Raw genomic sequence first — 12,493 nt, 5'->3', positions numbered from 1 at the left:
TTGCCACGGCGGTCGCGCCGAGGACGTGGGGGTGTGTCAGGGGAGATGAATCAGCTCTCGAGCCAGGCCGAACAGGCGGCTACCGAGCTTGATGACAGGAAGCCCCAGCGGAATCAGGAGGATCGTCGCGCACAACACGGCACCGAGGACCCACACCACGGCGGCCAGCAACCCGACTACCGTGCCGAGCACGGCCGTCAGGATTCCCACCACCACATTGAGCAGGCCCTGTAGCGCTCGCATGACAACCCTTCCGTCTCCATTCTGCGCTCTTTTCACTCGATGCGCCCCTGCCCGCACCCAATGGCGCGGGCAAAGCCGCCGGAGTTCGGCGAAGGTCAGGTGTCACGGGGAGAGCGGCGAGGCGTGACCTAGGGCAGCAGGACGATGGAGCCGGTGGTCTTGCGTCCGGCCAGGTCGCGGTGGGCCTGCGCGGCGTCGGCGAGGGGATAGGTCGCGCCGATGCGGAAGGTCAGGGTGCCCGCGGCGATGCCGTCGAAGACATCGGTTGCGCGCCAGAGGAATTCGGTGCGGTCGCGGGTGTAGGCGCCGAGGGACGGGCGGGTCAGCCAGAGGGAACCGGCCGGGTTGAGGCGTTGCGGGTCGAACGGGGGGACCGCGCCGCTGGCCGCGCCGAACAGGGCCAGGGTGCCGCGCACGCGCAGCGAGGCGAGGCTGGCTTCGAAGGTGGCGGCGCCGACGCCGTCGTAGACCGCGGCGACACCGGCGCCGTCGGTGAGTTCGCGGACCTGGGCGGCCAGGTCGTCGCCGTAGCGCAGGACCTCGCGGGCGCCCGCCTGGCGCGAGAGCTTCTCCTTGTCGTCGGTGGAGACGGTGGTGATCACCCGTGCGCCCTTGGCTGCGGCCATCTGGGTGAGCAGCAGCCCGACGCCGCCAGCGCCCGCGTGGATGAGTACCGGATCGCCGGGTTCGGGGCGGAACACCGATTCGACCAGGTAGTGCGCGGTCATGCCCTGGAGCAGGGCGGCCGCCGCGACGACCGGTTCGACGGCGTCGGGCACCCGCACCGCCACGGCCGCGTCGACGGCGACCTTGTCCGCGTAGCTGCCCAGCGCCGCGGCCCATGCCACCCGGTCACCGACCGCGAACTCGGTGACCTCCGCGCCGACCGCCGCCACGATGCCGGTGCCTTCGGAGCCCGGTATATAAGGAGTCGCCTGCGGATACAGTCCGGTGCGGAAGTAGATGTCGATGTAGTTGACGCCGACGCCCTGGGTGTCGACCAGCAGCTGACCCGGCCCGATCCGCGGATCCGCCACCTCGGTATACCGCAGGACCTCGGGACCACCGTGCTCGGAAACCTGAATCGCGCGCATGAGTCTCCTTTGTACACCCCGTGTTCGACGCCACTCGGGGGTGGACTCGGAACTACCGGCCGGTAAACTCACGGCCATGAGTGCAACCACCGCCGCCCCCGCCGCCGTGAAGGTGCCTGCCGAGGTCGAGAAGTCCGTCGCCAAGTTCGTCGCCGAGCACGGTGGTTCGGGTACGGCCGTGCTGCAGTACATCGGCGAGCAGGGCGTGCGCATCACGCTGGTCGGCGCCGACGGCATCCTCGGCGACCGCGTGGTGGCCGACATGGCGACCGCGAAGGCCCTGGTCGAGCGGGTCGACGGCCTCGCCGAGACCGACGAGTGGAACCGCGAGCTGGTCTCCGTCGTCACCCCGGCCGCGTCGCACTGGAAGAAGATGGCGGGCTGGGTCGCCAACCAGACCCGCTTCCCGAAGGCGCGCAACTGGAAGCTCTTCGCCGGCGCCTGACCCCGGCACGACAACAGCCCGCGATCATCGAGATCGCGGGCTGTTGTCTTTGTCAGGAGATCAGTGCGCCGCGGGCACCGGAGCGGGCGCGTCGACCTGCTCGCGGACGCGCAGCGACGCCCACAGCGCGGCGGTCGCGGCCGTGCACGCCGCGGCGCCGCCGACATGGATGGCGACCAGCGCGGCGGGCACATCGGTGAAGTACTGGACGACGCCGACAAGAGACTGGGACACGACCAGCCCGAGCAGCACGTACAGGCGGACGCGGATCGCCGGAGTGATGCCGACGGCGAACAGGCCGAACGCGAGGCCGACCAGCAGTGCCAGGTAGCCGACGAGCAACTGCGAGTGCAGGTGCACCAGCGTGACGATCTCGACCTGCAGCCGCGCGACCGGGCGCTCGATGCTCTTGTCACCGGCATGCGGTCCGGCGGCGGTGACCAGCGTGCCCGCGATCAGCACACCCGCCAGCGCGACCCCGCTGAGCGCGGTGAGCCAGCGCAGGGGCGCGGGGACCTGGACGGTGTCGATGCCGTCGTCGGGCTGGCCGATCTTGGCGTAGAGCACGACCGCCAGCCACACCATCACCATCGAGGCCAGCAGGTGCACGGCCACCGTCCACCACAGCAGACCGGTGCGCACGGTGATGCCACCGATGATCGCCTGTACGACGGTGCCGCCGGGCATCAGCCACGCGTAGACGAGCACCTCGCGACGGCGCCGCGCCCTGACCACGGCGAGAACGATCAGCGCGGCGCACAGTGTCACCGCGAAGGTGAGCAGCCGGTTGCCGAACTCGACGGTCTGATGGATGACCGGCACCTCCGACACCCCCACCGGGGTGAAGCTGCCGGGGAAGCACTGCGGCCAGGTCGGGCAACCGAGGCCCGACGCGGTGACGCGCACGACGGCGCCGGTCACGGAAATGCCGGCCTGGCTGAGGATCACCGCGAACGCGATGAGCCGCTGCACCCGCAGCGAGGGGAGCGGCAGCCGGTCGACGAGTCCCAGGAAGGCGCGATACAGCACGTCACGATGGTACTGGCCGCGAATTCCCGGCCGATACCAGGGCTACTACAGTGCGTCGTTGGTCACTCAGCTGAACCGGAACAGCCGGGTCGCGAGCCACCCGCACACCACGCCCCACACCGCGAGCACCGCGACCCCGAACCAGTCGACCGCCCCGGACAGCGCCGCTTCCAGCGCGAACGCCAGCGCCCCGGACGGAACCAGGCGGACGAGCACGGTGACCGCGGTGGGCAGCGAATCGCCGACGAGCACCAGGCTGGCGACGCCGAGCATGATGAACCACAGGATATTGGCCAGTGCCAGCACGACCTCGGCCTTGAGCGTCCCGCCCAGCAGCAGGCCCATGGCCGCGAAGGTCGCGGTGCCGAGCGCGATCACCAGCGCGCCGAGCGCGAGTCCGCCGAGTCCGGGCCGCCAGCCCAGGGCCGCACCGATCGCGCCGAGCAGGATCGCCTGCAGCACCACGACGATCAGCACCGCCGCGCACTTGCCCGCGATCACGCCCCAGCGCGGCAGCGGCGTCGCGCCGAGGCGCTTGAGCGCGCCGTAGCGCCGGTCGAAGCCGACGGCGATGGCCTGGCCGGTGAACGCGGTCGACATCACCGCGGTCATCATGACCATCGGCACCACTTTCTCGACCCGGTGCTCGCCGAGCTCGCCGAACGGCAGCAGGGTGAGCCCGATCAGCAGGGTGATCGGGATGAACATGGTGAGCAGCAACTGTTCGCCGTTGCGCAGCAACAGCTTCAGCTCGAGCCCGGTCTGCGCGGTGAGCATCGTCGCGCGCGAGGCCGGTCGCGGGCCGGGGGTGAACGTGCCGGGCAGGAACCGGCTGGTGGTCTCGGTCATCCGCGCAGGTCCCGTCCGGTCAGTTCGAGGAAGACGTCTTCGAGGCGGCGCGCGTCGATGCGGATGTCGGTGGCCAGCACGTCCATCCTGGCGCACCAGGCGGTGACGGTCGCCAGCACCTGCGGGGTGATCTCGCCTTCGACGAGATAGGTGCCCGGTGACGTCTCACGCGGCGAGAAGCCTTCCGGCAGTGCCGATTTCAGCAACGCGATATCGAGTTTGGGTGGGGCGCAGAATCGCAGCTGACCGGCGGCGCCGTGCGCGGTGACCTCGGCGGGCGTGCCCTGGGCGACGATCTCGCCGTGATCGATGATCACCAGCTGGTCGGCGAGCTGTTCGGCCTCGTCCATCATGTGCGTGGTGAGCACGACGCTCACCCCGTCCCGGCGCAGGGCGTCGATCAGTTCCCACACGATCAGCCGCGCCTGGGCGTCCAGGCCCGCCGTGGGTTCGTCGAGGAACACGATCTCCGGCCTGCCGACCAGCGCGCAGGCCAGCGCGAGCCGCTGCTGCTGACCACCGGACAGGCGGCGATAGGGCGTGCGGCGGTTGTCCTGCAGACCGAGGGTCGCCAGCAGCCAGTCGGGATCGATCGGATCGGCCGAGTACGCGGCGACCAGGTCGAGCATCTCGCCCGCCCGGGCGCCGGGGTAGGCGCCGCCGCCCTGCAGCATCACGCCGATGCGCGGGCGCAGCTGTTCGGAGTCGGCGATCGGGTCGAGCCCCAGGACGCGCACCGTGCCCGCGTCGGGGCGGACGAAGCCCTCGCACATCTCGACGGTGGTGGTCTTGCCCGCGCCGTTGGGGCCGAGCAACGCGAACACCTGGGCCTGTTCGACATCGAACCGCAGGCCGTCGACCGCGGTGGTCTCGCCGTAGCGCTTGACCACGCCGTCGACGCTAACAGCGGGTCCGGAGCGACTTGTCACGATCTCACACGGTAAGCCGTGCCCTCCTGTGACGGAGCCGACACCCCCGGCTGAGCCCGCCACGGGAGGGAGTGCCGGGTGAGCGCGAAGAACAACGCGAAGCAGACCGCGGCGGCCAGTGCGGCGCCGATGATCTGGAAGACCTGGAATTCCGCACCGCGCGGCATCACCAGCATCGAGACGACCGCCGAGAACGCGACCGCGGGCACGCGGAACACCGGTTGGGTGGCCCAGGCGGCCAGCGGCACGATCGCCCACAGCAGGTACCAGGGCTGGACCACTGGGAGCAGCAGCACGATCGCGCCGAGCGAGACGCCGAGCGCGCCGACCGGATGGAGCCTGCCGGTGCCCGTGGCGACCAGCATGCGCACCGTCACGTAGGCCGCGACGGCCGCCGCGATGGGCCGGGTAATCGACAGCAGCGCCGTCGTGTGATCGCCGAGCCCGAGGAGCACGCCGCCGAAGCCGGTGATGATGCCGATGACCGTCGGCAGCGACATCCAGCTGCGTACGGCGTTGGCGACACTGAGGGTGAAGATCCAGCCGAACCCCAGTCCGCTCATCCAGCTCACCAGCAGTGTTGTCGCTCCCGCGATCAAACCGAGCAACAGGGCTGCCTTGACGACAGCCTGGAGGGTGCCGCCCCAGCGGCGGGCCAGCGCCATACCGACGAAGCCGAGCGCGATGATCGAGGTGAACTTCACCGACGACGACAGCGTGATCACCACCGCGCCGCCGATCAGCAGGGCCCACGCACGAGCGTCGAACGGCGCCAGATTCGTACCGATCAACCGATCGGGCTTGCCGCCGTTGCCGTAGATCGCGCGCAGCATCAGCTCCACGCCCGCCAGCATCAGTCCGAGCATGAGCGCGTCGTTGTGCACGCCGCCGACCAGATGGAACAGCACCAGCGGGTTGGCCGCACCCAACCACAGCGCACTCACCGGCGCGACGCCGCAGCGCACGGACAGCCGGGGCAGCGCCCACACGATCAGGGCGACACCGGCCAGCGCCAGCAGCCGGTGCACCCACACCCCGGCGATGATGTTGTCGCCGGTCAGTTCCGCGATGCCACGGCCGATCCACAGGAACAGCGGACCGTACGGCGCGGGCGTATCGCGCCAGATCGTCGGCACATTGTTGGTGAGGACATTGTCGATGCCGAGCCCGGCGACCGGACCCTCCAGGTAGGGGTCGATGCCGCGCGCGGCGATCTCGCTCTGCGCCAGATAGGAATAGACGTCGTTGCTGAACATCGGCGGCGCCACGCTGAGCGGGATGATCCACAGCAGCAGGGTCCGGTCCAGCTGCGAGCGGCTCAACCGGTGCAGCGGCGAACCCGCCAGCCCGCCGACCGCGAACCGGCCGAGCAGCAGCCACGCGCCGATCACCAGCACGGTGCCGAACATGCACATCGCCAGCGACCCGGTGTGCGCCCGCGCGAAGATGCCGAGCACCCGCATGCCGGAGACCGGGTTCTGGTGCACCGGCTGCGCGCCGATACCCAGCGCCGCGATCGCCATCAGCACCGCGCCGGTCGCGCCCATCAACCGGATCCGGTCCAGTTGCGCGCGCTCGTTCTTGTCGAGCCCGGGGACCTCGCTCTCGTCGCGGTGCAGCACCGCGACGGTGTGATCGGGCGTCGGCACGTCGAGCCCGAGAGCCCGCCTCCCGAACGCCAGTGTCTTGCGCGCCGCGCCCTCCAGTACCGCCACGAACACGGAGCCTAGTGTGGTCCGCCGCGCGTGGCGCTGCTCCGGTCGGCGGCACGTCGTCGACCAGCGCGGATCGGCTACCGCGGCTGCGGCGTCTCCAGAACGGGGGCAGAGACCTCGACGGGCACCATCGGCCGGTCGCCGCGCACCACGAGGGTGGCCGCGACGATGACCGCAAGGCACGCCACCGCGACCGCGGCGAGTGCGACCCAGCCGATGCGCCGCGCCGCTTCCGGTGTCCGCGCCGCTTCCGGGCCGCGCGCCAACAGCCAGCCGGGGACGAAGAGGATGCCGAGCGCGGCGAGCGTGCCCGCGGCCAGCCCGCCGAGGTGGCCCCACAGCGAGATGCCGGGCAGCGAGAAGCTGATCAGCACGTTGATACCGATGACGACCAGCATCGGCGTCGGGCTCTGCCGCAACCGGATCAGCGTCACGGTGACCGCGCCGAACAGGCCGTACACCGCACCGGAGGCGCCCGCGGTCGCGACGATCGTGTCCGACAGGGCCATCACCGCGGCGGAACCGCCGAGCAGCGAGACCAGGTAGACACAGGCGAACCGCGCCCGGCCCAGCACCTGCTCGAGATCGCGTCCGACGACATAGAGCGCGAACATGTTGACCAGCAGGTGGATCGCCCCGTAATGCAGGAATCCCGAGCCGATCAATCGCCACCACTCGCCGTCGGCGACCAGCAGCGGAACCAGCACGAACTCCCGGAACAGCGCCGACCCGCGATAGTTGTCCATCGCGCTGCCCGCCTGGGCGGCCGTGATGACGTAGACCAGCACATTGACCGCGATCAACCCGTAGGTGACATACGGAACCGCACCGCCACCGGCCCGCCCGCCGCCGGCGGTGCGCACCTGCCGCACGTCCCGCTGCCCCTGCCGCACGCAGTCCACGCAGTGCTGTCCGACCGAGGCGGGCCGCAGGCATTCCGGACAGGCGGGCCTGCCACACCGCGTGCACGCGAGTCCGGTGGGTCGATCGGGGTGGCGGACACAGGTGGGTGTGGGCGGGGTGGACACACCGCCATCGTGCCATGCGCCGCCGCGGCGGGCGGTCTGTCACGGGCGGGGAGTTTCGGTTGACGCGACGGGGCTATGACCGGGACATGACGTCATTGTGGTTGAACAACGCCGAGGTCCCCGCCCGTTTGCGGCTCACCGCCGGTTCCCGCTTCGACACCGTCGTCATCGGCGCCGGGCTGGTCGGGCTGGCGACCGCGCTGCTGCTGGCCGAGCAGGGCCGCGAGGTCGCGGTGCTCGAGGCCAGGCGGGTCGGCGCGGGCACGACCGCCGCCTCCACGGCGAAGATCTCGCTGCTGCAAGGAACCCGGGCCCAGGCCATCGCGGGCAGGCACGGCATCGCGACACTGTCGCGCTATATCGCGGGCAATATCGAGGGATTGGACTGGCTGCTGAACTTCTGCGCGGGCCACGATATCGACGCCCAGCGGGTCCCCGCGCTCACCTACGCCCAGAACGAGTCCGAAACCGCCGCTGTGCGAGCGGAATTCGAGGCCACCCGCACCGTGGGACTACCCACCGAGCTGGTCGACGACCTCGACGTCCCGTTCCCCGTGTACGGCGCGGTCCGGCTGCGGGAGCAAGCCCAGATCGACCCGATGGCGATGCTGGCCGCCCTCGCCGCCGACGTGGAATCGCACGGCGCGCCGATCTTCGAATCCACCCGCGCCCAGAGCCTGCACCATCGCGACGGCGAGGTCGTGATCGGCACCGAACACGGTGAGGTGTCGGCCGCGAATGTCGTGGTGGCCACCGGCACCCCGATCTTCGACCGCGGCGGCTTCTTCGCCCGCCTCACCGCGCAGCGCTCCTATCTGTCGGCGTGGCGGGTACCGGGACCGGTGCCGCAGGAGATGTACATCAGTGCCGGGCGGCCCATCCGGTCGCTGCGCGTGTTCCCGTCCGAGGACGGTGACGTACTGCTCACCGGCGGCAGCGGTCACGACGTCGGCCGGGAAGACTCGGCCACCGTCCACGCCCAGCAGTTGCTCGACTGGACCGGGCGCTGGTTCCCCGGTGCCGAACTGCTGAATCGCTGGTCGGCCCAGGACTATCACCCCGTCGGCGAACTGCCCTATGTCGGACCGCTGCTCCCGGGGCGCGACAATGTCCTGGTCGCCACCGGCTTCGCGAAATGGGGACTGACCAACGGTGCCGCCGCCGCCCTCGCGCTGGCCGGGCGGCTGACCGGCACGCCGCCGCCGTGGGCGGGCACCCTGTCCACCTGGCGTCTCAACGAGGTGATCTCGGTCCTGGCAGGCGCCAAGTCCAACGTGGCGGTGGCCCGATACCTGTCGACCGGGTGGTTGCGGCTGGTCGGCGCGGGCGGGCACTCGGTGCCGCCCGAAGGCTGCGGCCGGACCGAACGCCACGGGTTGCGCCCCACCGCCGTCTGCACCGTCGACGGCGTGACCACCGAGGTGTCGGCGGTATGCCCGCACCTGCACGGCATAGTGCAGTGGAACGACGCCGAACGCACCTGGGACTGCCCGCTGCACGGCTCGCGTTTCGCCCCCGACGGCACCGTGCTCGAGGGCCCGGCGACCGAACCGCTACCCCGGTGACGGATCCGCGCGCTGTGCGATGAGTCACCCCCGCGCGCGGAATTGATCCGGCGCCGGAAGCGGTACCTGGGCTTTTACCCGGGGCGGTGACACGGGAAGTGGCGAGTTCCCAGGTCAGGGCACCCTTGGCAAGGTGACCCTTATTAGATTTAGGGAAGTAATTCCGCCACACTGGTGTTGTGAAAACCGTGGGTTTGCGGACAGACGTGGATGGGACCGGTCGTAAGACGACCGGCGCCCGGACGTCGGCCGTGCCCGTCGCGACCGTGCACGAGGGTCAGACCAGGGCGGCCATCGTCCAGCTCCTGCTCGAAGACGGCCCGATCACCGCGACCGCCATCGGCACCGCACTCGGGCTCGCGCCCGCGGGCGTGCGCAGGCACCTCGACGCGCTCATCGACGCGGGTCAGGCCAGGGCGAGCCGATCGGCGCCGTGGCAGCAGAAGGGCCGCGGCCGGCCGGCCAAGCAGTACCAGCTCACGGCGGCGGGGCGTGGCAATCTCGGCCACGCCTACGACGATCTGGCCGGGGCGGCGATTCGTCAGCTCGGCGAGATCGGCGGCGACGCGGCGATCACCGAATTCGCCCGCAAGCGGGTCGGCGTCATCGTCGACGGCATCGAGCCGGTCGCCGAGCACACCGCCCCCCAGATCGAGGCGAAGGTCGAGGAGATCGCGGAAGCGTTCACCGACGCCGGTTTCGCCGCCACCACCCGCCAGGTCGGCACCGGTGTGCAGATCTGCCAGCATCACTGCCCCGTGGCCCACGTGGCCGAGGAGTTCCCGCAGCTGTGCGACGCCGAACTGGACGCTTTCCGTGACCTGCTCGGCACCCACGTACAGCGACTTGCGACCATCGCCAACGGCGATTGCGCCTGCACCACCCACGTACCGCTGATCACCGCCGCACAGCCCGCGGCGGGACGAACGAACGACTCCGGAAGGAGTGCCGAATGACGACGACCACCGACCAGGTGCAACCGCTGACCCAGGACGAGACCATCGCCTCGCTGGGCAACTACGGTTACGGCTGGGCCGATTCGGATGTGGCCGGTGCCAGTGCGCAACGCGGCCTGTCGGAGGCTGTCGTTCGCGACATCTCGGCCAAGAAGAGCGAGCCGGAGTGGATGCTCGACATCCGCCTCAAGGCCCTGCGCATCTTCGATCGCAAGCCCATGCCGAACTGGGGTTCCAACCTCGACGGCATCGACTTCGACAACATCAAGTACTTCGTGCGCTCGTCCGAGAAGCAGGCCGAGAGCTGGGAAGACCTGCCCGAGGACATCAAGAACACCTACGACAAGCTGGGCATCCCCGAGGCGGAGAAGCAGCGCCTCGTCTCCGGTGTCGCCGCGCAGTACGAGTCCGAGGTCGTCTACCACTCCATCCGCGAGGACCTGGAGAAGCAGGGCGTCATCTTCCTCGACACCGACACGGCGCTCAAGGAGCACCCGGAGATCTTCCAGCAGTACTTCGGCTCGGTGATCCCCGCCGGTGACAACAAGTTCTCCGCGCTCAACACCGCCGTCTGGTCGGGCGGCTCGTTCATCTACGTGCCGCCGGGCGTGCACGTCGACATCCCGCTGCAGGCCTACTTCCGGATCAACACCGAGAACATGGGCCAGTTCGAGCGGACGCTGATCATCGTCGACGAGGACGCCTACGTCCACTACGTCGAGGGTTGTACAGCCCCGATCTACAAGTCCGACTCGCTGCACTCCGCGGTCGTCGAGATCATCGTGAAGAAGGGCGGCCGCTGCCGCTACACGACCATCCAGAACTGGTCCAACAACGTCTACAACCTGGTCACCAAGCGGGCCAAGGCCGAGGCGGGCGCCACCATGGAGTGGGTCGACGGCAACATCGGCTCCAAGGTCACCATGAAGTACCCGGCGGTCTGGATGACCGGTGAGCACGCCCACGGCGAGGTGCTCTCGGTCGCGTTCGCCGGCGTCGGCCAGCACCAGGACACCGGTGCCAAGATGCTGCACCTGGCCCCGCACACCTCCTCGACCATCGTGTCGAAGTCGGTGGCGCGTGGCGGCGGTCGCGCGTCGTACCGCGGCCTGGTCCAGATCAACAAGGGCGCCCACGGCTCCAAGTCGACCGTGAAGTGTGACGCGCTGCTGGTCGACACGATCAGCCGCTCCGACACCTACCCCTACGTCGACATCCGCGAGGACGACGTGACCATGGGTCACGAGGCGACCGTCTCGAAGGTCTCCGAGGATCAGCTGTTCTACCTGATGAGCCGCGGTCTGACCGAGGACGAGGCGATGGCGATGGTGGTGCGCGGCTTCGTCGAGCCCATCGCCAAGGAACTGCCGATGGAATACGCGTTGGAACTGAACCGGCTCATCGAGCTGCAGATGGAAGGGGCCGTTGGCTGATGTCGTCGCTCGAGACGCCGACCCAGAACCCGGGCGCGGGCGCCGCCGTCAACAAGGGCGAGGTCTTCACTTCGTTCGATGTCGACCAGTTCGAGGTCCCGTCGGGCCGTGACGAGGCGTGGCGGTTCACTCCGCTGCGCCGGCTGCGTGGCCTGCACGACGGCACCGCGGTGCGCGACGGCCAGGCGACCGTCGAGGTGACCCCGGTCGATGGTGTCACCGTCGAAACCGTCGACCGCGCCGACGCGCGCCTCGGCCAGGCCGGTACCCCCGCCGATCGTGTTGCCGCCCAGGCCTACTCGGGCTTCGAGTCGGCGACCATCGTGTCGGTCGGCGCGGAAACCGAACTGGCCGAACCGGTCACCGTGACCGTCACCGGTCCGGGCGAGGGCAAGACCGCCTACGGCCACCTGCAGATCCGCCTCGGCAACTTCGCCGTCGCCACCGTGGTCCTGGACCAGCGCGGCAGCGGAACCTACGCCGAGAACGTCGAATTCGTGCTGGGTGACAGCGCCAAGCTGACCGTCGTCGCCGTCCAGGAATGGGCCGAGGACGCCGTGCACGCCACCGCGCACCACCTGAAGCTGGGCCGCGACGCCACCGCGCGTCACTTCGCCGCCACCCTCGGCGGCGACCTGGTCCGCCTCACCGGCACCGTGCGCTACGCCGGTCCCGGCGGCGAGGCCGAGCTGTTCGGCCTGTACTTCGCCGACGCGGGCCAGCACTTCGAGCAGCGTCTGCTGGTCGATCACTCGGAGCCCAACTGCAAGTCCAACGTGCTGTACAAGGGTGCGCTGCAGGGTGATCCGTCCTCGCCCAAGGGCGACGCCCGCACCGTGTGGGTCGGCGACGTGCTGATCCGCGCGGCAGCCGAGGGCACCGACACCTACGAGGCCAACCGCAACCTGGTGCTCACCGACGGCGCGCGCGCCGACTCGGTGCCGAACCTGGAGATCGAGACCGGCGAGATCGCCGGCGCCGGACACGCCAGCGCTACCGGCCGTTTCGACGACGAGCAGCTGTTCTACCTGCGTGCTCGCGGCATTCCGGAAGAGGTCGCCCGCCGCCTGGTTGTGCGTGGCTTCTTCCACGAGATCATCCAGAAGATCACGGTCCCCGAGGTCCGGGAGCGGCTGGAGGCGGCCATCGAGGCCGAGCTCGCCACTGTCGGTATCTGACACCACACTTACTCCCCACGAAGGAATTC

Annotated in this window: 12 protein-coding genes; 5 read left to right on the top strand and 7 right to left on the bottom strand. The window is 69.8% G+C overall.

Annotated features, from left to right (window positions below; all coding sequences use genetic code 11):
- Positions 1–36: 36 nt before the first annotated feature.
- Together ACWF82_RS04855 and ACWF82_RS04850 are read right to left on the bottom strand one after the other, a co-directional pair.
- Positions 37–243 (bottom strand): hypothetical protein, encoded by a 207-nt coding sequence (locus tag ACWF82_RS04855; protein WP_452498031.1) that lies wholly within the window; start codon positions 241–243, stop codon positions 37–39.
- Between the two features lie 128 nt (positions 244–371).
- Positions 372–1,337 (bottom strand): quinone oxidoreductase family protein, encoded by a 966-nt coding sequence (locus ACWF82_RS04850; protein ID WP_452498029.1) that lies wholly within the window; start codon positions 1,335–1,337, stop codon positions 372–374.
- A gap of 76 nt (positions 1,338–1,413) precedes the next feature.
- On the opposite strand from ACWF82_RS04850, the gene ACWF82_RS04845 reads away from it, so the two are divergent.
- Positions 1,414–1,782: a hypothetical protein gene (locus ACWF82_RS04845; protein WP_452498028.1), complete on the top strand. Its 369-nt coding sequence runs from the start codon at positions 1,414–1,416 to the stop codon at positions 1,780–1,782.
- Between the two features lie 60 nt (positions 1,783–1,842).
- On the opposite strand, the gene ACWF82_RS04840 is transcribed toward ACWF82_RS04845, so the two are convergent.
- From ACWF82_RS04840 to ACWF82_RS04820, 5 genes are all read right to left on the bottom strand, one after another.
- Positions 1,843–2,811: a COX15/CtaA family protein gene (locus ACWF82_RS04840; protein WP_452498026.1), complete on the bottom strand. Its 969-nt coding sequence runs from the start codon at positions 2,809–2,811 to the stop codon at positions 1,843–1,845.
- Between the two features lie 66 nt (positions 2,812–2,877).
- A complete protein-coding gene (locus ACWF82_RS04835) occupies positions 2,878–3,660 on the bottom strand; it encodes an ABC transporter permease (RefSeq protein WP_452498024.1) in 783 nt (260 codons plus the stop codon).
- Entirely contained in the window at positions 3,657–4,589 is a 933-nt protein-coding gene (locus ACWF82_RS04830) for an ABC transporter ATP-binding protein (protein WP_452498022.1), read from the bottom strand. The genes ACWF82_RS04835 and ACWF82_RS04830 overlap by 4 nt, the downstream gene beginning before the upstream one ends.
- Positions 4,586–6,304: a polyprenol phosphomannose-dependent alpha 1,6 mannosyltransferase MptB gene (gene mptB, locus ACWF82_RS04825; protein ID WP_452498188.1), complete on the bottom strand. Its 1,719-nt coding sequence runs from the start codon at positions 6,302–6,304 to the stop codon at positions 4,586–4,588. The genes ACWF82_RS04830 and mptB overlap by 4 nt, the downstream gene beginning before the upstream one ends.
- 77 nt (positions 6,305–6,381) lie before the next feature.
- Positions 6,382–7,332 (bottom strand): rhomboid family intramembrane serine protease, encoded by a 951-nt coding sequence (locus tag ACWF82_RS04820; protein ID WP_452498020.1) that lies wholly within the window; start codon positions 7,330–7,332, stop codon positions 6,382–6,384.
- A gap of 86 nt (positions 7,333–7,418) precedes the next feature.
- Between ACWF82_RS04820 and ACWF82_RS04815 the strand changes: the two genes are divergently transcribed.
- The 4 genes from ACWF82_RS04815 to sufD all read left to right on the top strand — a co-directional run bounded on the left by ACWF82_RS04815 (position 7,419) and on the right by sufD (position 12,464).
- Positions 7,419–8,897: an FAD-dependent oxidoreductase gene (locus ACWF82_RS04815; protein WP_452498019.1), complete on the top strand. Its 1,479-nt coding sequence runs from the start codon at positions 7,419–7,421 to the stop codon at positions 8,895–8,897.
- A 179-nt stretch (positions 8,898–9,076) separates the two neighbouring features.
- Entirely contained in the window at positions 9,077–9,853 is a 777-nt protein-coding gene (locus tag ACWF82_RS04810) for a helix-turn-helix transcriptional regulator (RefSeq protein WP_452498017.1), read from the top strand.
- On the top strand, positions 9,850–11,286 hold the full coding sequence (gene sufB, locus ACWF82_RS04805) for a Fe-S cluster assembly protein SufB (protein ID WP_189023501.1): 1,437 nt from the start codon (positions 9,850–9,852) through the stop codon (positions 11,284–11,286). The genes ACWF82_RS04810 and sufB overlap by 4 nt, the downstream gene beginning before the upstream one ends.
- Positions 11,286–12,464, top strand: coding sequence for a Fe-S cluster assembly protein SufD (gene sufD / locus ACWF82_RS04800; protein WP_452498014.1), 1,179 nt, complete (start codon positions 11,286–11,288; stop codon positions 12,462–12,464). Before sufB ends, sufD begins: the two co-directional genes overlap by 1 nt.
- The last annotated feature ends 29 nt before the right edge of the window (positions 12,465–12,493 follow it).

The organism is Nocardia sp. NPDC055053 (assembly GCF_053608285.1).
The sequence above is the reverse complement of the archived record's forward strand: the minus strand, read 5'-3'. Positions and strand labels throughout refer to the sequence as shown.